The sequence below is a fragment of the Mitsuaria sp. TWR114 genome, from assembly GCF_007997345.1.
Map to the genome: position 1 here is coordinate 1 of NZ_VOSR01000162.1, position 24613 is coordinate 24613.

Genomic DNA, 24613 nt, shown 5'->3' on the forward strand with positions numbered 1-24613 from the left:
CGCGCAGGTCGGCGGCGTCGGCCATCAGGTAGGCGCCGGTGGCCTTGCGCAGGCGCTCGCCGGCGGACAGGTAGGCGGACCAGTCGCGGGTGATCTCGGCCTCGCTGACGCCGGCGCGGTCGAGCAGGTCCTTGCGGTAGATCAGCGTGCCGGGGCCGATGTCGGCCGGAATCGCCACCTGCGTGCCGCCGGGTCCGGCGCCCTGCGCCATCGCGAAGCGGACGTAGTCATCCGCATGCGACGCGGCCAGGTACGGCGCCTGGTTGAGATCGACGAAACCACCCGAGCCGGCGAACTTGCCGATGTAGCGCAGGTCGATCGCCATCACGTCGGGCAGGCCGGAGCCGGTCGCCAGCGCCGTCGTCATCGACAGGTGGTGATCGGCGTACTGCATCGACAGCAGCTTGAGCTCGATCAACAGCACCGGCATGACGACCAGCGTGCGTTCGGCGTCGGGCAGACCCTGGGAGAAATCCAGGCGGGGCAAGCGCGCCGGCCGGGCCAGCTCGCTGATCCAGCGGTTGGTGAGCGCGACCACGGCCTCGCCGATCGGCCCGGCGGCCAGCAGCGCGCCGGCCGCCGAGCGCCGGGTCAGCGTGCCCGCCGGTCCTCGGCCCTCGCGCGATCGTCGGTGGCATCGGGAGTGACCATCGACGGGACCTGCGCGGGAGACTCGGTGCGGCGGACGGCGCGGCGGACGGAAACAACCGGGCCCGAGGGCTCAGAAGTTGTAGCCCGCGTTCAGGCCGAAGGTGCGCGGCGCGGCGTACTGCGCGGTCCAGATCGGATTGGCGAAGCTGCCCGAGCTGCCGGCGCTGGTCTTGATCTTCTCGTCCGAGACGTTGCGCACGAAGGCGTCGACGTACCAGTTCTTCTTCGACGAGTAGCGCACCGCGATGTCGGCAGTCGAGTAGGCCTTCTGCCGATCGCCGTCGCCGAGGTTGAAGACCGACAGCCAATTCGCCGATTGGTAGTGGTAGCTGATGCGCGGCGCGACCTGGTCGCCGTTGGCGAGCGGGAACACATGCTCGTACATCAGTTGGATCGCGACCTTGGGCGCGTGCGGCAGCTCGTTGCCAGTGACGTTCAGGCAGTTGCCGCCCAGCGTCGCATCGAAGCAAGTGGGCAGCTGGTAGTCGTTGGACGCCGCCACCAGCTGGCCCAGCTTGGTCTTGGTGTACGAGGCCGACAGCTGCAGCTTGTCGTCGTTGGTGATCATCCAGGCGGTCTCGATCTCCAGGCCGGAGACCTTGGCGCCCTCGGCGTTGGAGTAGGCGAACTGGCGGTTGCCGTTGACGATCACCGGCGCGCTGAACTGGAAGTCCTTGAACTTCATGTGGTACGCGCTGATGTTGAAGGTCATGCGACCGTCCAGCAGCGAGGTCTTGTAGCCGACCTCGTAGTTGGTCAGCGTCTCCGGCCCGTAGGGCAGGCCGCCGTCGCCGGTGCCGCCGGACTTGTAGCCGGTCGACACGCTGGCGTAGGCCATCGCGTCCTTGCTCAGGTCGTAGGTCGCGCGCGCCAGCCAGGTGGTCTTGCTGCCCTTGTAATGGGCATCGTTGATGTTGCCGGCGCTGTAGCCGTTGGCCGGATCGGTCGGGTCGATCGTCGGGTTCAGCGGGATCTGCGGCGCGGCGGCGTTGCCGGCCCAGAACCAGCCGCGACCGCCGACGTTCTTGCGGTCGTCATGGGTGTAGCGCAGGCCGCCGGTGAGGTGCAGCGCATCGGTCAGGTTCCAGGTCGCCTGGCCGAAGGCGGCCTTGGAATCGACGGTCTCCTTGGGCTGGATGAACGAGCCCTGCCAGCTGACGGTGCCCTGCTGGGTGCCGTTCATGATCGGGATGTCGAAGCGGATGCCGTTGTCCTCGGCCGCGTAGTACAGGCCCAGCACCCAGTCGATGGTCTGCTTCTGCGTGCTCTGCAGCGTCAGTTCATGGCTCTGGCTGCGGTAGCGCGTCCAGACGGTGTTGTCTTCCTGGTGCGTCGCGCCCGTGGTGAAGCTGGTCGGCATGTTCACGCCGAAGTCCTGGTCGTAGGTGCCCGAGCCCTTGAAGCTGGTGTAGCCCGCGACGTAGGCCAGCGCCATGCCGCCCATGTCGTATTCCATGCGGCTGCGGATCGAGGTGGAGTCCCGCTTGAGCGAGGGCGCGGTGTCGATCAGCGCGGACCACAGCTTCTCGCCGGCGCGCGGCGTCTGCATCAGGCTCATCGCCGGCGTGCCGCGGTCGGCGAACTGCTCCAGCGACAGGTCCCAGCGGAAGGTCTTGACCGGCTGCCAGAGGAAGCTCAGGCGCGCGGCGGTCTGGTCCTGGGCGTTGTACTTCGGGCCGCCGGTGACGAACAGGTTGTAGTTGATCGGCTGGAAGGCCGGGAAGTTGCCGGCCGTGTTGCCCGCGTTGTAGGCCGCCTGCTGCTGCGCCAGCGTGTACTGGGTGGGCTTCTGGTAGTCGACGTAGCCGTCGTGCTGCTCGTGGATGAAGGCCACGCGCGCCGCGAGCGTGTCGCTCAGCGGGATGTTGACGGCGCCCTTGGCGCCCAGGCGGTTGTAGCTGCCCGTGCCGACCTCCAGGTAGCCGGAGCTGTCCTTCAGCACCGGCTTGGCCGTCTTCATGTTGATGGTGCCGACGGTGGAGTTGCGGCCCCACAGCGTGCCCTGCGGACCGCGCAGGACCTCGATGCCGTCGAGGTCGAACAGCATCGTGGCGGCGCCTTCGGGGCGCGGCGCGAAGACGCCGTCGACGAACAGCGCCACTTCGGGGTCGGCGTACTCGGTCTTGGCCGAGTCGTTGCCGATGCCGCGCAGCGTGATGCTGACGATGCCGTGGTCGCCCTGCCCGGTGCCCTGCATGCTGGGCACGAGGTTGAACACGTCGAGCATGCTCTTGACGTGGTTGTCCTCGATCGTCGAGGCGCTGATCGCTGTCACTGCAATCGGGGTCTTCTGCAGCTCCTGCTCGAGCGGCAGCCGGTCCTGCTCGAACATCGGCAGCGTCGCGCGCAGGTAGCGCGTCAGCGAGCGCAGCATCGGGCCGGCGCGGTCGTCGCGGGTGTCGACCCAGTGCTGCAGCGAGGCCAGCGTGTTGAAGAGGAAATGCGGCTGGATCTGTGCCGTCGCCAGCCGCTGGGCCATCGCGATGCGTTCGTCCTGGGCGTCGAGCTCGGCCAGTCGCGCGCCCAACTGCTGCGTGCGGTACAGCGTCAGGAACCACCAGGACGAGACCGTCAGCGTCATGCCGCCGGCGGCGAAGGGCAGCAGGTCGCGCGCCTCGTCGCGGTACCCCAGCTTCACCATCACCAGCGTGATCAGCACCATCAGGATGCTGAGCGCCAGCGTGGCGCCGTTGAAGCGGGTGCGCGTCGGCTGGCGCCACAGCCAGCGTCCGACGCCCAGTCCCAGCGACGCCATCGCCAACCCGCCGATCAGGATCACGTGCGCCAGGTGGCGCGGCAGCATCGTGTAGAAGACCAGTCCCAGCACCAGCACGTTGCTCATCACGTAGCAGTCGATGCCGCTGGACCAGCCCTTCAGGCCGGAGCGCGCGATCTCGGCCTCGGAGAAGCGGCGGCGCGGGCCGGGGAACAGCCAGTAGGCCCAGTCGAAGCGGACCCCGGCGCCGGCTTCGGCGGCGGGCTTGGCCGGCACGGCGGCGGCGGCTTCGGCGGGAGCGCTGGGCGAGGTCATGGGGCGAGTCTAGGCCAGGGGTGCGGGGCAGGCCGCCGGATGCGGCGAATGGCGGTTGGCGGGGACGACTGGCCCGCAGCCCGGGCTCAGCAGAGCGGTTCGCCGCCCAGGAACACCTTCAGCGTGCCCGGCTCGATCGGCACCCAGGCTTCGCCGCGCGTCAGCGGTTCGGTGGCGACGATGGCGATGCGGTCGTCCTCGGTGGTCTTGGCGGACAGGTCGACGCTCAGGTCCTCGTCCTGCAGCGTCACATGGCCGAAGGGCGGCTGGCGCAGCAGGTAATGCAGCTTGGTCGAGCCGTGGGCCCACAGCGCCTGGCCGTTGGACAGCAGCATGTTGAAGGTGCCGTGGCGGTTGAGCTGGGGCAGCAGCTCGCGCAGCGTGTGGTTCAGTTCCTCGATGGCCGGCATGTTGGCGTGGGCCTTCGCCAGCTCCTGCATCAGCCAGCAGAAGGCCTGCTCGCTGTCGGTCTGTCCGACCGGCTTGAAGGCTGCGTGCAGCCGGGGCGCGAAGCCCTTCAGGTCGCCGTTGTGCGCGAACACCCAGTAGCGGCCCCAGAGCTCGCGCACGAAGGGGTGGGTGTTCTCCAGCGAGACCACGCCCTGCGTGGCCTTGCGGATGTGGGCGATGACGACGTCGCTGCGGATCGGATAGGTCTTGACCAGCTCGGCCAGCGGCGAGACCCGCGCACTGTGGTGGTCGACGAAGTGCCGCAGGCCGCGGCCCTCGAAGAAGGCGATGCCGAAGCCGTCCTTGTGTTCATGGGCCCGCGTGGCGAGTCCGGCGAAGCTGAACATGACGTCGGTCGGTCGGCGGGCGTTCATGCCCATCAGCTGGCACATCGCGGTCTCTCCAGGCTCAGGTCGCGGCGCTCATTCGAGGAACAGCCGCGTGATCCCCTTCAGGCTCACCAGGTTGCCGGGGTTGCTGGTCTCGTTGAGCACGCCGCTCATGCGCTGCAGCAGGCGCGGGCTCTTCTTCGCGCGCCAGATCAGCAGGTCGGCCAGCCACGGGAAGCGGTTGACGCGGTTGCCGCGCTCGTAGAGGTCGTACTTGGGCTGCAGCGCGCGCAGGCCCTGCTCGTACTGGGCGCGGACCTTGGCGTCGAAGCCGTCGACGCCGGTGGCGTGGGCCAGGATCGCCTCGGCCGCGAGCAGGCCGGTCTCCATCGCCTTGCCGATGCCTTCGCCGGTGAAGGAGTAGGTCGAGCCCGCCGCCTCGCCGGTCACCAGCAGGCCGGGACGGGTCCAGCGCGCGCCCTTGAGCGTGCAGCGCAGCGGCGCGCCCTTGAGTTCGCCGATCAGTTCGCCCTCGGCCATCAGGCGCTTGGCGGGCGGGTAATGCGCGACGAAGGCGTCGAAGATGGCGCGCAGGTTGACGTCCTTCTTCTGGCCCTTGCCGGCCAGGTCCTGATGGCTGTCGGTGACGCCCACGCCGATGTTGAAGCTGCCGTCGGGCGCCGGGAAGATCCAGCCGTAGCCCGGCTGCACCGGCTTGCACCAGACGACCTCGAGCGCCTTGATCTCGCCGACCATCGATGGCGCGCGGACATAACCGCGCAGCGCGACGCCGCTGGGCGTGTGACGCTCGCACATGCCGGCGGCCGTCAGCGCCTTGGGCACGGCGCCGGTGGCCAGGATGACCCAGTCGGCGGCGATCTCGTGCGGCTGGCCCTCGATCGAGAAGCGCGCGCCGCGCACCCGGCCCTGGGCGTCCTCGAGCGCCGCCTCGAAGCGCGCCGGCGCCAGGAAGCGCGCGCCGGCCTCCTGCGCGCCGAGGTTGAGGAGTTCGTCGAGCTGCCTGCGCGGCAGCACGGCGAGGTGGCCGGGGACGTCGATGCGGCCGCCGCGCGGTCCGACGCAGCCCACGTGCGCCGAGCGCTGCGCCTTGGCCATCACCCGGTCCAGCAGGCCCAGGCGCTCGAGCGCCTGGTGCGCGTCGGGGATCAGGCCGTCGCCGCAGACCTTATCGCGGCCCAGCGGCTGCTGGTCGGCGAACACCACGTCCACGCCCGCCCGGGCCAGCCAGCGCGCCGCGGCGCTGCCGGCGGGTCCGGCGCCGATGATGAGGACCTGGCACCGCGACGGCGGCATGGAGGAGGTGTCGGACATACGTGGACGGAGGCGGCGGAAAACGGATCCGGACAAAGAAAAAGGGCCCCGGATGGGGCCCTCGGATTGTGTCGGATTTCCCGGCGATCAGAAGTCGTAGGAACCGCGGACGTAGAAGGTGCGGCCGGTCGCGTCGGCATAACGCGGGTCATAGCCAGCCTGGAACATCGGCTGCTGGTACGACAGCGGCGGATCGCGGTCGAACAGGTTGCGCACGCCGGCCGTCAGCGACAGCGCCTTGATCGGCTTGTAGACGCCGAACAGGTCGAAGGTCGTGTACGACGACACGCGGTTGGCCGCGCCTTCCTCGAGCAGTGGATCGTCCATGTAGCCCGACTTGTGATGGGCGGTCACGCCGACCGTGTACTTGTTCGCGTAGCTCCACACCGCGTTGATGGTGTGCTGCCAACGGAACACCGGGCCGGCGCCGGCATAGACCGCCACGTTCTGGTTCCACGGACCGTTCTGGTATTCCTGGAACTCGTACTTCGTGACATACGTGCTGTTCAGGCCGAAGGTCACGTTGCCATAGGCGGTGCGCAGGCGGTAGCTGCCGTTCAGGTCGAAACCGTTGGTGTTGGTGCCGCCCAGGTTTTGCTGACGCGCGTCGATGTAGCCGCAGTTGGCGCCTGGGCAGCTCGTGCCGTCGGTGGACAGCTGGCCAGCGGCATTGCGATGGAAGTACTGCCCGAACTGACCGTAGTTGTCCGGGTCGTACAGCGACGCGTCGCCGATCACGCCGATCAGATTCTTCAGGCGCAGCCACCAGAAATCGACGCCGAAGTTCAGGTCGTTGAGCGGCGCGAACTGGAAGCCCAGCGTGGCGCTCTTGCTCTTCTCGGGCTTGAGTTCGGTGTTGCCGCCATTCAGGACCTGGAACTGCGTCTTGCAGTTCAGCGCGCTGCCGGTGCCGGTCGGGCACAGCAGCGGGTCGCTGACGGTGCCCGAGTTGGTGTAGGTCTGCGCAGCGTGCAGCTCATAGAGCGACGGGGCGCGGAAACCGGTCGAGTAGGAGCCGCGCACCAGCACTTCCTTGGACGGCTGGAAGCGGAAGCTGACCTTCGGGTTGGTCGTGTTGCCGAAGTCGTTGTACTTGTCGTAGCGGAGCGCCGCGGTCACATCCAGCGTCTTCAGCACCGGCACGTTGAGCTCGGTATACAGCGCGTAGACCTTGCGTTCCCCGACGCTGTTGGTGGCGGGGTCGACGCCGGTGGAGGCCACGACGATCTTGGCGTAGTCCTCGTTGGCCTTCTGCGAGAACTTCTCCTGGCGGAACTCCGTGCCCACGGCGATCGCGGCGCCGCGGCCGACGCCGAACCAGTCGCCGATCTCACGGCTGGCGTGGGCATCCAGGTTCCAGGTTTCGCCCTTGCCGGTCATCAGCGTGCCGGCGGCGGCGGCGGACTGCAGCAGTGCCAGACCTTCGGGCGTCTGGTCGCCGAAGGGGTTGATGATGCCGTCACGCACGCCCTGCGTGATGACGGTGCCGTTGGCATATCCGTGTGTCAGCGCCTCGGTGACCTTGTTGATGTTGTAGCTGCCGCCGACCGAGTAATCCCAGTTGGCCACGGTGCCGTCAGCGGTCAGCAGGAAGCGCTGCTGCTGGTTGGTGTTCTTGTCTCGGCGCGGGCCGTTGACCGTGTCACGCCACTTCACGACCAGGTCGCCGCCGTTCAGGTCCGGGTTGTTCGGATAGAACGGGCTGGACGAGGTCATGCTCAACGCGCCGTAAGGCACCGGGGCGATCTGCGTCTTGACCGTGCTGCGGGTGATGAAGTACTCGGCGCCGATCTGATGATCGTTGTTGAGCTTCAGCGTGCCCTTCAGCATGCCGGACGTGCGCTGGCTTTCCGGGGTGTAGTCGACGTAGGGCGAGGTGCTGATGTAGCAGGAGGTACCGTCACCGCTCGGGAGCAGGTTGTTGCCCGAGCAGGCTGGCCCCGCGGGGTTGTAGACCACGTCGCCGGCGCCGGTGTAGTAGTTCGCGGGCGCGGTGTTGCTGGAGATGCCGCCGGGATAGCGCTTGTTGAAGTCGCGCTGGGTGCCGTTGATGGCGTCCTGCTTCTGCAGGTCGACGAAGCCGAAGACATTGAAGCCCTGCTTTTCCAGGTCGCCGAAGCCAAAGCCGGCGTTGGCGTTCCTGGTCTTGCCGCCCGCGTGCTGCGGCGAGTCGTAGCCCAGCGTGACGGTGCCGCCTTCGTAGTCCTTGCGGGTGATGAAGTTGATCACGCCGCCGATGGCATCGGTGCCGTACAGCGAGGAGGCGCCGTCGCGCAGCACTTCGATGCGCTCGATCGCGGCCAGCGGGATCATGTTCAGGTCGGGCGCCGAACCGTCGAACGCGTTGTTGGCGATGCGACGGCCATTCAGCAGGACCAGCGTCTTGTTGGCGCCAATGCCGCGCAGATCGGCGAAGGAGGCGCCGCCGGTGGATGCGCCCACGGCCTGGCTGGTGCCCAGGCTGCTCTGGCTGGCGGTCAGCGTGGAGAGGATCTGCTCGACCGTGGTGAGGCCCTGCTCACGGATGTCGTTCATCTTGAGCGTCGTCACCGGGACGGACGACTCGGCGTCGAGCCGCTTGATGGCCGAGCCCGTGACCACGACGCGCTCGAGCTGGGTCTGGTCCTGTTGTTCCTGTGCCAGCGCCGGGAAGGACGCGGCCGCAATGGTGGCGGCGACTGCCAGGCTCACCGCGTTTAGCTTGTACATCTCTGCAACTCCTGATGAGTTACCCGGTCCTTGTCAGAGCGGCGTAACAAAAAATGACCAGGGGGTATCCCTGGCTCTAGTCAGTGTGCAGAAGGCCCCATGTACTTTTGTTGCTGGGGTGCGCTTAGTAATAGGGTGGGGCGAAGGGCATTTACCAACGGCGATAAATGCAGGAAAACCCTAGCCACTTTGCATAAAAACCGTTGCTTCAGTGAGACGTTCCGTACTGGACGGCGACGCGAGTCGTTCGCAACACCAAAGTTGCGGCCTGTTCAGCTGAGGGTGAACCCGAAGCGTTTGGCCACATTTCGTTGCCTGATTCCAACGAGCTGAGATAGAACTTCTAGCAATTTATCTTTACGTGCGCTGGGGTCTACTTAGCTTTGCGGTGGAGAAGCCTTTGAAAGTCAATGACTTACGGCATGGGTCATGTCAACGAGGCCGCGCATAAAGCGACATCAAGTCGCTTGTGACCTAGAGAGTTCCCCGACGGGCGAAAAGGTGGACTGCCAAAAAATTGCTGGCTCAAACAGCGTTCGGCGAGTGCTCCCAACCGGGGACCCAACCGCCGTGCCGTCTGCAGTGGATCGCAAAGGTTCCACAGCTCACATCGGGAAGCACACATGCATCAACGTACTACTCTCTCTGCGGCCGCTCTGCTCCTCCTGAGCGGGCTCGCTGGTCTCGCGCAAGCGCAACAGGCCGAGAATCAAGCCGCGCAACAACTGGAGCGCGTCGAAGTTGTCGGTTCCGCGATCAAGCGCACGAACGTCGAAGGCGTTTCGCCGGTGGAAGTGCTTTCGCGCAAGCAGATTGAGCGCACCGGAGCCACCACGGTCAACGAACTGTTGCGGTCGATACCTTCGATCGACATCTTCGACCAAGGCGAACTGGCGTCGAACTCTCCAGCCGGCTCCGGGACTGCCAACATCGGCATGCGCGGACTGAGCACCAGCCAAGTCTTGATTCTCTTGAATGGGCGCCGCCTGCCAGTCAACGCGCTCTACGACTCGTCGGGCGCCGGCGCTGCGTTCGACATCAACTCGTTGCCCATCGGCGCCATCGAGCAGGTCCAGATCCTGAAGGACGGCGGCTCCGCGCTGTACGGCGCTGACGCGGTCGCGGGTGTCATCAACTTCATTACCAAGACCGACTACCAAGGCATCGAGCTGAGCGGCAGCTATGGCCGCTCCAGCCGTGGTGACGGCGCGGAGAAGCGTGCCGGCCTGTCGGCCGGGTTCGGTGACCTGGGCAGCGACCGCTACAACGTGCTGTTCGGCCTGGATATCCTCAAGCGCGACCCGATCCTGCGTGCCGACCGCTCGCTGTCGAGCTCGGTGGACTTCCGCCGCTTCGGCTCGTCCGACGCGCGTAGCTCGTTCTCGCCCTACGGCAACGTGATCAATCCGGACACCGGCGCGCTTGTCGGCGTGCCCTACACGGCTTGCCCTGCCGATTCGCTTGGTGCCAACAACATCTGCCGTTACGACTTCAACAAGTCGCTGCTGACCGCCTATAACGGTGCGGACCGTGTCAGCGCCATGGCCATCGGCAACCTGCAGATCAACAACGACACTCGCGCGTTCCTGGAAGCGACGTTCTCGACCTCGAAGGACCACTTCGAGGCTCACCCGGTGCCGGACTACTTCATCGTTCCGATCACCAACGCGAACCAGCAGCCCTATGAGATCAAGGACGCGAACGGCAACGGCACCGGCAAGGTGTATATCGCCGGCCGCTTCATGCAGGGCGGTCCCCGTATCACCGATCGCAAGTCCGACTTCCTGAACGTGGCGACGGGTCTGGAAGGCACCTGGCGCAAGTACGACTGGAAGGTCGCGCTGTCGCGCGGCGAGAGCAAGGTCACCAACCAGGATCACAACTACTATGACGCGGACCTGTGGGCGGATGCGACCGGTGGCGGCCTGCTGAATCCGACGATCACCACCAACGATCCTGCGTTCGTTGAAAGCCTGAAGGTCAACCCGCGGCGCGTCGGCAAATCGACCCTCGAGACCTTCAATGCCCAAATCGCGGGCGAGCTGTACCCGCTGCCGGCCGGCCCACTGCAGTTCGCGCTGGGCGTGAACCTGAACCACGAGAAGCTGTCCGACGAGCCTGACGCGCTGCAGCAAGCAGGCAAGGTCGTCGGCGGCATCGCCCAGGCTGCCGTCGACGCCAGCCGTACCTACAAGGCTGTCTACACCGAACTGGTGATCCCGGTCTTCAAGTCGCTCGAAGCGCAGGCCGCGGTCCGCTATGACAAGTACCCCAATGCCGACGCCACCAGCCCGCGACTTGGCGTGAAGTGGACCGTGTCTCCTCAGCTGGCCTTCCGTGGCTCGTTCACTCGAAGCTTCCGCGCCCCGGTGTTGAAGCAGCTGTATGGCGCGCAGGAACAGGGCGCAACGACGATCACCGATCCGGAGTCGTGCCGCAAGCTCGGCGTGACGGTCAACGTCGACCCGGCCACCGGCGAGGAGAGCTGCCTGGTGAATGCCTTCCAGGTAAACGGGGCCAACCCCAACCTGCAGCCTGAGAAGGGCAAGACCTTCAACATCGGCGCTGTCTTCGAGCTGTCCAAGGACTTCAACGCCAGCATCGACTGGTGGAAGATCGAAAAGACGAATGACATCAGCTCGCCGACGATTGCCTCCGCGATCGACCAAGGCCTGTTCAACAAGGAAGGCCCGCGCTTCAACATCTTCACCAACCTGCAGAACATCGCTGCGCGCCAGACATCGGGCGTTGACGTGGATGCGCGCTGGCGCCTGGGTGCCACGCCCGTCGGCAACGTGACGCTGCGCAACCTCCTGTCCTATTACTTCACCAACAAGACTCGCGACTCTGCGGGTGATGACTGGGCGGAGTACTCGGGCACCTACGCGACGCCGCGCTTCCGCAACAACTTCATCATCCAGAGCGAAATGGGGCCTTGGGCGGCCAACCTGCAGTGGCGCACCGTGGGTGGCTTCTGGGATACCGACCGTCCGTTCCCGATCGCTCAGAACACCCGCAAGGTGGGTAATCACGAGGAAGGTGACGTGCAGGTGGTGTACTCCGGCGTGAAGAGCCTGGAGCTGAGCTTCACGGTCAAGAACATCTTCGACCGTATGCCTCCGCTGAGCCTGACCAATGCGCTGAGCAACACCTACACGCAGATGGGCTTCGCGGAGCTGTACACGAACCGCGGCCGTTACTTCCAACTGGGCGCGAAGTACACCTTCCGCTGATCCGAGGTATCCGTACCCGACACTCGAAGGGCACCGGCGACGGTGCCCTTTTCCGTTTCAAATTCATCGATCCATGAAAAGCATGCAACCTAATACCCGGCGCCGCGCCCTGGTGACGGCGGTCACGCTGGCGCCGCTGGCCGGCCTGCCGAGCGCCGTCTCGGCCCAGGCGCTGGTGTCCTCGATGAAGGTCGAGGACTTCTTTCGCAATCCAGTGCTGAGTGGCGCCCGACTATCGCCGGACGGTCGACTCGTTGCCGGGACCCGCATCACGGCCAAAGGCCGCGCCAACATCGTCGTCGTCGACGTGGCAACCCGCAAGGTCAAGATCATCACGGACTTCACCGACGGCGACGTCGGCCGTCTGGGCTGGGTGAACAACACTCGGCTCTTTTTCAGCATTTCCGACCGCCAGCGCGGCGCGGACCAGCTTGGTGCCACCGGGCTGTTCGCGATCGACGCCGATGCCAGCGGTTTCGTCACTCTGGCTGAGCGCGCCTTCATGACGGAAGGCGGCAAACTGCTACCCGTCGGCTCGACGGTACATTCCCGGGTCGTGGAAAACGGCGAGCTGACCGACGACATCCGCGTGGTGGCGTACTCCTACCAAGCCAAGGGGAAGTCGTCCTCGACGATGTACCGGGTCAACACGCGCACCGGCCGCTTCTCGCCGATGACGGTCGGAGGTCCGGGTAATGCCCAGCAGTGGCTGATCGACAGCAAGGGCGTGCCGCGCTGCTGCGTCAGCTACACCGACGAGACCTTCACGGTCCATTTCCGCGCCGCCGAAGACGCCCCCTGGACGGCGATCTACAGCTATCGGGACGACGACACCGCCGAGGCCATCAAGCCGCAGTCGATCGCGCCGGACGGCCGGATCTACGTCGTGGCCAACAACGGCAACGACACCAGCGGGCTCTACGCCTTTGATCCCAAGACACGAAAGCTCGATCCAACGCCGGTATTTGCGGTCAAGGGCTTCGACGCGGACGACATCGACCTGCTCTGGGATCGCAGCGAAGGCAAGCTGCTAGGCATCTCCTACGAGGCGATCGAGCCAGGGACTTATTGGATCGATGAAGAGCGCGCGGCGCTGCAGGCGACTGTGGACAAGGCTCTGCCAGAAACCGTCAATGCCATCCAAGTGGGGGGGGCGGGGGATGACCGCGTGGTGTTGATCAGTTCGTCTTCTGATCGGGATCCGGGCCGCTACTACCTTTACCAAGTCAAGCAGGACAAGTTCCAGGGCCTGGGCGCCACGCGGCCTTGGGTGAAGGTTCCGGAGATGCGTCCAACGACTTTCTTTCGCTATGCCGCTCGCGACGGCATGCAGATCCCGGCGCAACTGACGATGCCCGCGGGTGATGGAAAGCCGCCGCTGATCGTGTTGCATTACGGCGGCCCCTGGGTGCGCCCGATCCATATGCACTGGGATCCGGTCGTGCAGTTCCTCGCGTCGCGCGGCTACGCGGTCTTCATGCCCGCGCCGCGCGCATCCACTGGATTTGGCGACAAGTTGTTCCGCGCAGGTTGGAAGCAGTGGGGTCTTGCGATGCAGGACGACGTCACCGACGGCGTCAGGCTGTTGATCCAACAGGGCAAGGTCGACCCCAAGCGTGTTTGCATCGCTGGCGCCAGCTACGGTGGCTATTTGACGATGATGGGCTTGGCCAAGGAGCCGGAACTCTTCCGCTGCGGGATTAATTGGGTAGGGGTGACGGATCCGAACTTCATGTTCACGGTCACCTGGACTGACTTCAACCGCTACGGCGGACCCGACACTGGTCGCCGACGGCTGATCGGCGATCCGGAGAAGGATGCGGAGCAGTTCAAGCAGACGTCACCGCTGCAGCGAGCCGCCGAGATCAAGCAGCCCGTGCTGATGGGCTACGGTGCGTTGGACGTGCGTGTGCCGCTGATCAACGGGGAGAAGATGCGCGACGCTCTCAAAGGGCACAACAAGAACGTCGAATGGGTCGTCTATCCCGACGAAGCTCATGGCTGGCGCCGCGAGGCCAACAACGTCGACTTCTGGACCCGCGTGGAGAGGTTCCTGGCTAAGAACTTGGCCTGAACCTACTCCTGAGCTTTTTTCGACGGCGCCCTCCGGGGCGCCTTTTTGATGGGCGCGGGGCGGCGTTGGACAACCCAAAAAAAAGCGCCCGCCCGGCAAACCGGACGGGCCATGGTGCAGTCAGGGAGCGAGAGGCGCGGCCCTGACGGAATCACATCAGAAGTTGTAGCTACCCGTCACGTAGACGGTGCGGCCCAGCGGGCTCGCATAGCGCGGGTCATAGCCGACTTGGTGGCCGGACGAATCGCGCAGCGTGAACGGCGGCGTCTCGTTGGTCAGGTTCTGGATGCCCAGACGGAACTCCAGCGCCTTGTTGTAGCGGTACGTGCCCTGGTAATCGAACGTGATGTAGTTCGGCACGTTCAGCTGGATCTTCACGTTCTGGCCGGTCTGCAGGTCTCGCACCGTCTGAAGGATGTCGGTGTAGCCCGAGCGGTATTTCACCGTCAGCGCGTTGGTGGCGTTGCCGGTCTCCAGCGCGAAGCGGGCCTGTGCCGTGTTGCGGAAGATGACCTGCGCATCCACGCCGTACTTGCCGAGGCTGTCGGTGAAGTCGTTGGCCGTGCCGGGCTTCGTGTACTGGGCCTCAATCATGTAGGTGCCATTGACCGTGGTGGTCAGGCGGCCCAGGCCCTCGATGTTCAGGCGGCCATCCAGCTGCCAGTCCAGCCCGCGATACTTCGACTTGCCGATGTTGGTCGACATCGACATGAAGGCGTAGTACGCGTTGGTCTCGGCCGGGAGCTTGTACGTCGTGAACAGGCTGCTGTACTGCTGCGGAGCGGCAAACGCCTGGTTGGCGGACACCGCACTCACGGCGTCGCGCAGGTCGATCTGCCAATAGTCCAAGCTGGCGCCGAAGTTGCGCGTCGGGTCGAACCGGATGCCCAGGGTGGCTTGCTTGGACTTCTCGGGCTTCAGGTTCTCGTTGCCGCCCGACAACTGCGTGTACTGAGCCTTGCCCGGCTTGCAGGGCGCGGCGCCGCTACCGTCACCGGGGAACGGGCAGTCGTACTGCGATGCAGTCACTCCATTGGTCACAAGCGGCTGGGCAATGTCCAGCATGTCCGGAGCCTTGAAGCCGGTGCCATACGAGCCGCGCAACACCACCGTCTTGGTCGGCTTGTAGCTGGCCGACAGCTTGTAGGTCGTGGCCGATTCGGTCTTGCCGAAGTCGCGCTTGTTGATGGCGTCCTTGATCTTGCTGATGCTGTCGTAGCGCAGCGCGGCCGTCAGCTCGAGGTTCTTGATGACCGGGATGACGAACTCGGCGAAGGCGCCGACGTTGTCGCGCTCCATGTCATAGCGGGGGTTGGCCGCGAAGTTGTAGATCACGCCCGCAACCGCGTCGGCCGACGGCGTCTGCTTGTAGTGGTAGTTGCGGAAGTCCGCGCCGACGCCTAGCTGCACCGGGCCGGCAGGCAACTGGAAAATCTCGCCGGAAGCGCGCATGTCGGCGCCTTTGAGCGTCGTGGATGCTTCGCGAATGGTGCCGTGGTAGATGGAGTCCTTGATCAGCTGTTGCGTGGTGGCGCTCTGGTTGCCGGACGGCACGAACGGATCGAGGGCACCGTTGGCCAGGATGTCACCGAACTCCTTGGCCTTGAAGTAGCCACCGACGTACTTCTCGTCGAGCGCATTCTGCGACCAGGTCAGCGCGCCGGTGACGCTCCAGGCACCCACCTCGGCGTCCGCGCCGACCACGAAATGCTTGGCGTCGGTGATGGTCTGCGAGTTCCGAGTGCCGAAGTCGGTTGCGCGATAGTTCGCTGTGACGGTGTCGACATGGGCCAGTTGACTTGGCGTGAGGTACGGAGCGACGTACTTGGTGAACAAGGGCGAGTTGGCCGCGATGGCGATCGGTACCGGATTCGGCGCGATGCGGGCGGTCAGGTCCAGGCGGCTGTATGCCGCGTCGGAGAACAGCTTGACCTTGTCGTTGATCTTCAGCTCGCCGGTGACGAACAGCGAGTCGCGAGTCGACTCGGGATACACGTCGATGGTGCTGACGAAGTCGAACGCGCACTGCGCCGTACCAGCCTTGGCGTTGGAGTTGGCCGGGATCGTATTCGCCAGGCTGTACACGTTGTTCGGCGCGCATTGGCCGCTGTTGGCCATGCGGTACGGGTTGAACGAGTAAGCAGGCAAGGTCGTGGTTTCGCCGTCCAGTCTCTTGAACACGACGGCGGCGTTCGCCGGGTCGGCAGAGGTGCTGGTACGGTCGTACGCGTAGTTCTTGCCGTTGAAGGAGAACGGCAGATAGGCGGTGCTGGAGAACTTGCGATCGCCAGACTTCATCTGCTTCTGCTCGTCGCGGCGATACGTGGCAACCACGTTGAAGCCGTCGCGCTGAAGGTCGCCCAGGCCATAGGTGGCGCTGATGTTGTAGGCGGTGCCGCCTGCGCCGGCGGGATTGCTGTAGTTGGCGGTGAGGTTGCCGCCCTGGACGTTCTTCTTCAGCACGAAGTTCACGACGCCAGCTATCGCGTCGGAGCCGTACAACGCGGAGGCGCCGTCGGTCAGTACTTCGATGCGCTCGATGGCGCTCATCGGGATCGAGTTCAGGTTGATGCGGCTGCCCGACCCTGTGGGGGCGATGCGGCGGCCGTTCAACAGCACCAGGGTGTAGCTCTCGCCGACACCGTGGATGGACGCCGTGGCGATCCCGCCAGAGTTCGAGCCGATCGAGACATCGCCCACCGTCAGGTTGCCGCCCATTGCGGGGATGCGCTGGATGAGGTCGGCGACGTTGTTGGCGCCGGAGGCCTTGATCTCCTCCTGCGTGATCAGTTGCACCGGCAGGGCGCCCTCGTTAGCGACTCGTTTGATGCTGGAGCCAGTAATCTCGATACGTTCGAGTTGCTGGGCTTCCTGGGCATGGGCGGCGCCAATCGCGGCGGTCAGCAGTGCGGCGGCGAGGCTCACATGACGGAGTTGGGGCTTCGGGGTCATCTTCGAAACAAAATTGACAAAAGTGATTCCAGTGCAGGCAACTCGTGGTCGGCCAACACTGCGCGTCGGTAAAGAAACTTTAAATTTCTCCCGACATGAGGCACCCCCGGGTCACGCCCCTAAGGGTTTCCCACGGTTGAAGGTTTGAAGTGGCTTGGGCGCAGCGCTTCCCTAAATCGCAATGACGTGGAAAGTACGGGGCCAGGACAACCCTTCATTGCTGAAATCGATAACCCAAAATGCAAAAGCGGCCCGCAGGCCGCTTAAAAACTTTATCGTACGACGCACGTTGACCGCGTTTCGCGGCATTAGTCGACGATTGGGTCGGTGTTATGTCGTCAGCTGCGCGTTCCCGCCTTGCGCCGCTGCCGCCACGCATGCAGCAGCGGTTCCGTGTACCCGCTGGGCTGTTCCCGTCCCTGGAACACCAGATCCAGTGCCGCCTGGTACGCCATGCTCTGCGGACGACCGGCCATCGGCTCGTACAGCGGGTCGGCGGCGTTCTGCGCATCCACCACGGCCGCCATCCGTTCGAATGTCGCCCGAACTTGTTGTTCCGTGACGACGCCGTGATAAAGCCAGTTCGCCACGTGCTGGCTGGAGATGCGCAGCGTGGCGCGGTCTTCCATCAAACCGACACCGTTGATGTCCGGCACCTTGGAGCAGCCGACCCCCTGGTCGATCCAGCGCACCACGTAGCCCAGGATGCCCTGGATGTTGTTGTCCAGCTCCTGCTGCTTCTCGGCCTCGGACCAGTTCGGCGCATCCCTCACCGGGATGGTGAGCAGGCGCTGCAGCAGTTCAGCGCGGTCGACGCCGGCGGCTTCCGCCTCGATCTGCTGCTGCACCTGCGCCACGCTGACCTGGTGGTAATGCAGCGCGTGCAGCGTGGCGGCGGTCGGGCTTGGCACCCAGGCGGTGTTGGCGCCGGCTTTCGGGTGCGCGATCTTCTGCTCGAGCATCGCGGCCATCAGGTCGGGCATCGCCCACATGCCCTTGCCGATCTGCGCGCGCCCGCGCAAGCCGGCGCTCAGGCCCACCAGCACGTTGTTGCGCTCGTAGGCCTGGATCCAGGCGCTGGTCTTCATGTCGCCCTTGCGCAGCATCGGACCGGCCAGCATCGCGGTGTGCATCTCGTCGCCGGTGCGGTCGAGGAAGCCGGTGTTGATGAAGGCGACACGGCTGGGCGCCGCGGCGATGCAGGCGGCGAGGTTGACGCTGGTGCGGCGCTCCTCGTCCATGATGCCCAGCTTCACCGTCGATGCCGGCAGGCCCAGCAACTGCTCAACGCGGCCGAACAGCTCGTTGGCGAAGCCGACCTCGGCCGGTCCGTGCATCTTGGGCTTGACGATGTAGATCGAGCCGCGGCGCGAGTTGCGCAGGCCCGAGCCCGATAGCTGCTTCAAGTCATGCAACGCGATCAGCGTCGTGATGACGGCGTCCATGATCCCTTCCGGGATCTCGCGCCCGCCGTCCAGCAGGATGGCCGGATTGGTCATCAGGTGGCCGACATTGCGCACGAACAGCAGCGAACGTCCCGGCAGCACGACGTCCTGGCCAGCGTCCGCCGCCTTGTAGACGCGGTCCGGGTTGAGGCGGCGCACGAAACTGCGGCCGCCCTTGCTGACTTCCTCGGTCAGCGAGCCCCGCAGGATGCCCAGCCAGTTGCGGTAGGCGAGCAGCTTGTCTTCGGCATCGACGGCGGCGATCGAGTCCTCCAGGTCGAGGATGGTCGACAGCGCCGACTCCATCAGCAGGTCGGACACGCCGGCCGCGTCGGTCTTGCCGATCGGCGAGGCGCGATCGATCTGCACTTCGATGTGCAGGCCGTGATGGCGCAGCAGGATGGCCGTCGGCGACGCGGCGTCGCCCAGGTAGCCGACGAACTGCGACGCGTCCGCCAGGCCGACGTCGCGACCGTCCTTCAGCGCGACGGCGAGCGCGCCGCCATGGACGCGATAGCCGGTGGCGTCGGCATGCGAGGCGCCCGCGAGCGGCGCGGCCTGGTCCAGCACCTGGCGCGCGAAGGCGATGACCTTGGCGCCGCGGGCCGGGTTGTAGCCGCCGGCGCGTTCGGCGCCGTCGGTTTCGGGAATGACGTCGGTCCCGTAGAGCGCGTCGTACAGCGAGCCCCAGCGCGCATTGGCGGCGTTCAGCGCGTAACGCGCATTCAGGATGGGGACCACCAGCTGCGGGCCGGCCTGGATCGCCAGTTCCACGTCCACGTCGGCGGTGGTCGCCTTCGGATCGGCGGGCAGCGGCGCCAGGTAGCCGATCTGCTGGAGGAAGGCCTGATACGCCGCCATGTCGCGGATCGGACCGGGGTGGGCGCGATGCCAGCCGTCCAGTTCGGCCTGCAGCCGATCGCGCTCCGCCAACAGGGCGGCGTTCTTCGGCGCCAGGTCATGGGCCAGCGCATCGAAGCCCTGCCAGAACGCGGCGGGCTCGATGCCGGTGCCGGGCAGCGCCTCGGTCTCGATGAAACGGGCCAGGGCGGTATCGACCTGGAGGCGGTGGTGTTGGCTGCGTGCGCTCATGGCGGCTCCCAAGATGCGAAGGAATGGCGACCGGAAGGCGGGGGCAAGACACGGGCCGGCGCGCGGTCGTCCCCCATCGGAACGCACCGACTGTAGGCTGCGGCACGGCACCGATTCATGTCGACACCGGTCGGAGATCCCTGACTTTTTTGCACAAATAACAACGCATCGGGTCAGCATTCATTGCATGGGGCAGCGCAACGGCCCAACAATCACCGGCCATGGACCGCCTCAAACAGATCGAGTCCTTCGTGCTGGTCGCGACCAAGGGCAGCCTGACGGCCGCGGCGCAGGCCGAGGGCGTGGCACCCGCGGTGATGGGCCGCCGCCTCGACGCGCTGGAGGCGCGGCTGGGCGTGAAGCTGCTGCTGCGCACGACCCGCAAGCTGACGCTGACGCATGAAGGCATCGCCTTCCTGGAGGACTGCCAGCGCCTGCTGGTCGAGTTCGCCAGCGCCGAAGCCAGCGTCAGCGCGGGCGGCGTGAAGGCCAGCGGTCATCTGCGCATCACCGCGCCGGCGGGTTTCGGCCGTCGTCACGTCGCGCCGCTGGTCCCGGCCTTCCTCGCGCGGCATCCGGAGGTCAGCGTCTCGCTGAACCTCAGCGACCGGGTGGTCGACATCGTCAACGAGGGTTTCGACTGCGCGGTGCGGGTGGGGGATCTCAGCGATTCCAGCCTGATCAGCACGCGGCTGGCTGACAACCGACGGCTGTGCGTGGCTGCGCCGTCCTACCTGCGGCGTGCCGGCACGCCGCGGCATCCGTCCGAGTTGATGCGGCACGAGTGCCTGACCTTGAGTTCCGATGCGAGCCAGACGCGCGGCTGGGCCTTCCGTGTGGACGGGCAGGTGCAGCATTTGCGGCCGAGCGGTCGGCTCGATTGCAGCGACGGTCAGGTGTTGCACGACTGGTGCCGGCAAGGCCTCGGGCTGGCGTGGCGCAGCACCTGGGAGGTGGCCGCGGCCTTGCGCGCCGGTGAACTGGTCAGCGTGCTGGACGATTTCGCGGCGCCGCCGAACGGCATCTTCGCCGTGCTGCCCCAGCGCAAGCACCTGCCGCTGCGGGTGAGGCTCTGGATAGACTTCCTGAAGGAACACTACGGCAGCGCCGACTACTGGACGCGTGCCGCCACCTGGGAGACCTCATGACGCTCGAAGCCCTGCTCGCCGGTCTGCATATCCTGGCGATCCTCAGCCTGGTCGTATTCCTGTCGAGCCAGGCGGCGCTGTGCCGCACCGAATGGATGAACGCGGCGGTGGTGCGTCGACTCTCGCGGCTGGACATGATCTACGGCATGACCGCGGTTGCGGTGCTGCTGACGGGCTTTGCTCGGACGTGGTGGGGCATGAAGGGGCTGGGCTGGTACTGGGGCCAGCCGCTGCTGCACCTCAAGTTCGGGCTGTTCGTGGTGATCGGCCTGATCTCCATCAAGCCGACCTTGACCTACCGCCGCTGGCTCAAGGCCTTGGACGGCGGTGGTGGTCTCCCGAGCGACGCCGAGGTGCGCGCCACGCGACGCCTGGTCATGATCCAGGCCCACTTGCTGATGCTGATCCCGATCGCGGCGGTGATGCTCGCGCGCGGCGTGCTGACAAATTGAACGAACCGCAACCACCCGAGAGAACCGCTGAAATCGGCCGAGTGAGCTGCTGAGATCGGCCGAGTGACGCGACGCTGCATCGGGATGCTCCGCTAGGCGCAAACCGCAGCCATAGCAGCGCTATGGCGAGGATTTGCAACAACGCGGAGCGCCCGATGCGGCGTTGCGTCACTTGGCCGAGAGGCAGTCTTTCATGAAGGCTTTGCGCTCGTCGCCGGTCTTGCCCTTGGCCTCGGCGTTGCAAGTCGTCATCTTGGTTTGCTGGGCGGTCTTGGCCGGCGCGGTTTCGCCCTTGAGGCAACTGCTCATGAAGGCCTTGCGTTCGTCGCCGGTCTTGTCCTTGGCGTCGGCGTTGCAGGACTTCATCAGCTGCTGCTGCTTGAGCTGCTTCTCGGACGGCGCTTTCTTGGCATCGTCCGCGGCGTGCGCGCCCAGGGCGGCCAGCGCCAGCAGCGCTCCGGCGAACAGCGAGGTCGGGGTCAGGCGTTTCATCACTCTCTCCTATGGGGCTACAGGGGGTTGGGGAAGGACCTGGGGGCAGTGGAGCACACCGGCGAGCGGCCCTCAATAGCGATTGATGCCGGTCAAGAGCCGCGCTGACTCGGGTCGGTTGACGCGGATGCGAGCCCGGCCTGGAAGAACTGGTGGGCGCCTGACTCACATGATCCGGCGCGGAGACGCCAGCGCCTCATGCGCAAGATGGAGTCGCCTGACCAGGACCTGGATGAATGCGCGGTCGAACCGGTGCTGGCACTCGGGGCTGAGCTGTCCCAGCGAATCCGGCGTGAAGGACACGGTTGTGCAAAGTTGGGTCACCCGGATGTCGGTGCTGTGGCGCCGCAGGTCGGGATTCGGCGCGAGGTAGGCCATCTCGCCGACCGAGGTGCCGGTACCCAGCGTCGCGACCAGCGCGCCGTCGCGCCAGACCTCCACCTCGCCCTGCGTGATGATGTGGAAGGTGTTGCCCTCCTGGCCCTTCTTGAACAGCAGGTGGTCCAGCGGATAACGCCGCCAGCGCGCGCGTCGCACCACTTCCCACAGCTCGACGTCGCCGAAGCCGGCGAAGAACTCCAGGTCGCGCAAGAGGTTGAAGCGCTCCGAGTCCTTGACCTCGTTGAGGCGCGCCAGCGGCACCAGTTGCCGGGCCACCAGCTCCGACAGCGCCTGGCCGAAGGCCTCCCAGTCGGCATGGCGCTCGTGCGGATGCTTGGCCAGCGCCTTCTGGATGACCGCATCCAGCTCCGGCGTCACGCCTCCGCGCTGGCCCAGCAGCGGCTGGGGCGCCTGGTGGTAGATCTGATGCATCAGCGCCATCTGGTTGGGCGCGTCGAAGGGCGGGCGGCCGCAGACCATGTGGTACAGCACCGCGCCCAGCGAATAGATGTCCGCCTGCGCGCCCACGTCGCCACCCTCGATCTGCTCCGGCGGCATGTAGGCCAGCGAGCCGACCCGGTGCACCTGCGTCATGTCGGCATTGAGGTTGAGCGCGCTGCCGAAGTCGCTGACCTTCACGTCGGTCACCTGGCCCTGGCTGTCGAGCACCGCCAGCAGGTTGGCGGGCTTGATGTCGCGGTGGACCACGCCCTGGCGGAACACGTAGGACAGCGCCATCGCGCACTTGAAGCCGAGCTCGACGATCTGGTCCAGCGGCAGCAGCCGGTCGTTGCGGCAGAAGTGCTTGAGCGTCACGCCATGGACGTACTCCATGACGAGGTAGGGCAGGTCGCCGTCCTGCACCGCGTCCAGGATCTGCACCACGTTCGGATGCTGGAGTCGGCCAGCCAGCGCGGCCTCGGCGGCGAAGAAGCGGATGCTGAGCGTGTCCTCCTCGGCTGGGCCGCCGCCGGACCAGGCGCGCATGCGCTTGATCGCGACTTCCTGGCCCTTGAAGTCGTCCATCGCCAGGAAGACATCGCTGGTCGCACCCTCGCCCAGCCGGCGCAGCACGCGGTACTTGCCGATCTGCTCCGGCAGGTCGGCCAGCCCGCCGAGCGTCGAATCGGTGAAGCTGGCGGGGCGTGGATCGACGGGGGCGCTCATCGGAGGGGCATCCTGCCCCACGAGGAGGGCGCCGGCAAGGGGGCGTACGGCCTCTTACGGGGGAGGTCCCCTAAAATGCGGCGCCATGATCCAAGCCAAGCAGGAATTGCTCGCCGCCCTCGGCACCGTGCTCCAGGGCCTGAGCCAGGAGGCCGTCGACGCCGGCCTCGTCGCCGCCGCGCCGGTGGCCGCATTCGAGACCCCCAAGCAAGCCTCCCATGGCGATTTCGCCTGCACGGCCGCGATGCAGCTGTCCAAGGCGCTGAAGAAGAACCCGCGCGAACTGGCGACGACGCTGATCGCCCAACTGCAGGCGCAACCGGCCTTCGAGCGCTGGGTCGACGCGCTGGAGATCGCCGGCCCCGGCTTCATCAACATCCGCCTCAAGCCCGTGGCCAAGCAGGCCGTGGTGAGCGAGGTCTTCGCCGCGGCCGAGCGCTTCGGGCACCAGCCCCGGCGCGACACCTCGGCGCTGGTGGAGTTCGTCTCCGCCAACCCGACCGGGCCGCTGCACGTCGGCCATGCCCGCCAGGCGGCGCTGGGCGATTCCCTGTGCCAGCTGTTCGCGACCCAGGGCTGGAACGTCAGCCGCGAGTTCTATTACAACGACGCGGGCGTGCAGATCGGCACCCTCGCACGCAGCACGCAGCTGCGCGCCCAGGGGGTCAAGCCCGGCGATCCGGTCTGGCCGACCGATCCCGAGAATCCCGAGAGCAAGAACTTCTACAACGGCGACTACATCCAGGACATCGCCGACGCCTTCCTGCGCAAGGAGACGGTGAAGGCCGACGATCGCGAGTTCACCGCGTCGGGCGATGCCGAGGACCTCGATTCGATCCGCCAGTTCGCCGTCGCGTTCCTGCGCCACGAGCAGGACCTGGACCTGCAGGCCTTCGGTCTGCGCTTCGACAACTACTTCCTCGAGTCCTCGCTGTACACCGGCGGCCAGGTCGAGGATGCGGTCGCGCGCATGATCGCCAACGGCAAGACCTACGAGGAGGGCGGCGCGCTGTGGCTGCGCTCCACCGAGTACGGCGACGACAAGGACCGCGTGATGCGCAAGTCCGATGGCACCTACACCTACTTCGTGCCGGACGTCGCCTACCACGTGAACAAGTTCAAGCGTGGTTTCTCCAAGTGCATCAACATCCAGGGCACCGACCACCACGGCACGATCGCCCGGGTGCGCGGCGGCCTGCAGGCCACCGGCGTGGGCATCCCCGAGGGCTTCCCGGACTACGTGCTGCACAAGATGGTCACGGTCATGAAGGGCGGCGAGGAGGTCAAGATCTCCAAGCGCGCCGGCAGCTACGTCACGCTGCGCGACCTGATCGAATGGACCAGCCGCGACGCGGTGCGCTTCTTCCTCATCAGCCGCAAGGCCGACACCGAGTTCGTCTTCGACGTCGACCTCGCGCTCAAGGCCAATGACGAGAACCCGGTGTTCTACGTGCAGTACGCGCATGCGCGGATCTGCTCGGTGCTGCGCAAGGGCGTGGAGCAGGGCCACGACGCGGCCTCGCTCGCCGGCGCCGACCTCTCGCTGCTGACCGCGCCGACCGAGTACGCGCTGATGCTCAAGCTGGCGGACTACCCGCGCATGCTGGCCTCGGCGGCACAAGACCTGGCCCCGCACGACGTGGCGTTCTACTTGCGCGACCTGGCCGGCGCGCTG

General features: G+C 66.0%; 14 protein-coding genes. 5 read left to right on the plus strand and 9 right to left on the minus strand.

The annotated features are described in order from the left end of the window. The 5 genes from FUT87_RS07705 to FUT87_RS07725 form a co-directional block, all read right to left on the minus strand. Nucleotides 1-538: extracellular solute-binding protein (locus FUT87_RS07705; protein WP_147240647.1), on the minus strand; the 538-nt coding region annotated here is incomplete at its 3' end. A gap of 183 nt (nt 539-721) precedes the next feature. Continuing rightward, nucleotides 722-3682, minus strand: a complete 2961-nt coding sequence (locus FUT87_RS07710) for a TonB-dependent receptor domain-containing protein (protein WP_255511719.1) — start codon at nt 3680-3682, stop codon at nt 722-724. A gap of 86 nt (nt 3683-3768) precedes the next feature. Continuing rightward, nucleotides 3769-4524 (minus strand): class II glutamine amidotransferase, encoded by a 756-nt coding sequence (locus tag FUT87_RS07715; RefSeq protein ID WP_091730145.1) that lies wholly within the window; start codon nt 4522-4524, stop codon nt 3769-3771. A gap of 30 nt (nt 4525-4554) precedes the next feature. Then, a complete protein-coding gene (locus FUT87_RS07720) occupies nt 4555-5793 on the minus strand; it encodes a geranylgeranyl reductase family protein (RefSeq protein ID WP_147240648.1) in 1239 nt (412 codons plus the stop codon). Nucleotides 5794-5880: 87 nt separating this feature from the next. Beyond that, nucleotides 5881-8502, minus strand: a complete 2622-nt coding sequence (locus tag FUT87_RS07725) for a TonB-dependent receptor (protein ID WP_147240649.1) — start codon at nt 8500-8502, stop codon at nt 5881-5883. A 623-nt stretch (nt 8503-9125) separates the two neighbouring features. Here FUT87_RS07725 and FUT87_RS07730 point away from each other — a divergent pair. Continuing rightward, entirely contained in the window at nt 9126-11735 is a 2610-nt protein-coding gene (locus tag FUT87_RS07730; RefSeq protein WP_147240650.1) for a TonB-dependent receptor, read from the plus strand. Nucleotides 11736-11808: 73 nt separating this feature from the next. Continuing rightward, nucleotides 11809-13809: a S9 family peptidase gene (locus FUT87_RS07735; RefSeq protein ID WP_147240651.1), complete on the plus strand. Its 2001-nt coding sequence runs from the start codon at nt 11809-11811 to the stop codon at nt 13807-13809. Nucleotides 13810-13965: 156 nt separating this feature from the next. Here FUT87_RS07735 and FUT87_RS07740 read toward each other — a convergent pair whose 3' ends face one another. Continuing rightward, the gene (locus FUT87_RS07740) at nt 13966-16761 is read right to left on the minus strand and encodes a TonB-dependent receptor (protein WP_147240652.1); all 2796 of its coding nucleotides are present in this window, start codon (nt 16759-16761) and stop codon (nt 13966-13968) included. Nucleotides 16762-17099: 338 nt separating this feature from the next. Beyond that, entirely contained in the window at nt 17100-19298 is a 2199-nt protein-coding gene (locus tag FUT87_RS07745; RefSeq protein WP_147240653.1) for a malate synthase G, read from the minus strand. Nucleotides 19299-19519: 221 nt separating this feature from the next. Between FUT87_RS07745 and FUT87_RS07750 the strand changes: the two genes are divergently transcribed. Both FUT87_RS07750 and FUT87_RS07755 read left to right on the plus strand, forming a co-directional pair. Beyond that, nucleotides 19520-20446: a LysR family transcriptional regulator gene (locus FUT87_RS07750; RefSeq protein ID WP_147240654.1), complete on the plus strand. Its 927-nt coding sequence runs from the start codon at nt 19520-19522 to the stop codon at nt 20444-20446. Further along, a complete protein-coding gene (locus FUT87_RS07755) occupies nt 20443-20898 on the plus strand; it encodes a DUF2214 family protein (protein WP_147240655.1) in 456 nt (151 codons plus the stop codon). The genes FUT87_RS07750 and FUT87_RS07755 overlap by 4 nt, the downstream gene beginning before the upstream one ends. Before the next feature lie 168 nt (nt 20899-21066). On the opposite strand, the gene FUT87_RS07760 is transcribed toward FUT87_RS07755, so the two are convergent. After that, on the minus strand, nt 21067-21390 hold the full coding sequence (locus FUT87_RS07760) for a PsiF family protein (RefSeq protein ID WP_147240656.1): 324 nt from the start codon (nt 21388-21390) through the stop codon (nt 21067-21069). A 165-nt stretch (nt 21391-21555) separates the two neighbouring features. Next, nucleotides 21556-22938: a serine/threonine-protein kinase gene (locus FUT87_RS07765; RefSeq protein ID WP_091730183.1), complete on the minus strand. Its 1383-nt coding sequence runs from the start codon at nt 22936-22938 to the stop codon at nt 21556-21558. An 85-nt stretch (nt 22939-23023) separates the two neighbouring features. Between FUT87_RS07765 and argS the strand changes: the two genes are divergently transcribed. After that, a partial coding sequence (gene argS, locus FUT87_RS07770; RefSeq protein WP_147240657.1) for an arginine--tRNA ligase occupies nt 23024-24613 on the plus strand: 1590 nt, incomplete at its 3' end.

Coding starts and splice junctions, on each gene's coding strand:
- FUT87_RS07740 (WP_147240652.1), bottom strand. CDS start 16,761: ATGACCCCGAAGCCCCAACTCCGTCATGTGAGCCTCGCCGCCGCACTG.
- FUT87_RS07715 (WP_091730145.1), bottom strand. CDS start 4,524: ATGTGCCAGCTGATGGGCATGAACGCCCGCCGACCGACCGACGTCATG.
- FUT87_RS07730 (WP_147240650.1), top strand. CDS start 9,126: ATGCATCAACGTACTACTCTCTCTGCGGCCGCTCTGCTCCTCCTGAGC.
- FUT87_RS07720 (WP_147240648.1), bottom strand. CDS start 5,793: ATGTCCGACACCTCCTCCATGCCGCCGTCGCGGTGCCAGGTCCTCATC.
- FUT87_RS07755 (WP_147240655.1), top strand. CDS start 20,443: ATGACGCTCGAAGCCCTGCTCGCCGGTCTGCATATCCTGGCGATCCTC.
- FUT87_RS07710 (WP_255511719.1), bottom strand. CDS start 3,682: ATGACCTCGCCCAGCGCTCCCGCCGAAGCCGCCGCCGCCGTGCCGGCC.
- FUT87_RS07735 (WP_147240651.1), top strand. CDS start 11,809: ATGAAAAGCATGCAACCTAATACCCGGCGCCGCGCCCTGGTGACGGCG.
- FUT87_RS07745 (WP_147240653.1), bottom strand. CDS start 19,298: ATGAGCGCACGCAGCCAACACCACCGCCTCCAGGTCGATACCGCCCTG.
- FUT87_RS07725 (WP_147240649.1), bottom strand. CDS start 8,502: ATGTACAAGCTAAACGCGGTGAGCCTGGCAGTCGCCGCCACCATTGCG.
- FUT87_RS07750 (WP_147240654.1), top strand. CDS start 19,520: ATGGACCGCCTCAAACAGATCGAGTCCTTCGTGCTGGTCGCGACCAAG.
- FUT87_RS07760 (WP_147240656.1), bottom strand. CDS start 21,390: ATGAAACGCCTGACCCCGACCTCGCTGTTCGCCGGAGCGCTGCTGGCG.
- FUT87_RS07765 (WP_091730183.1), bottom strand. CDS start 22,938: ATGAGCGCCCCCGTCGATCCACGCCCCGCCAGCTTCACCGATTCGACG.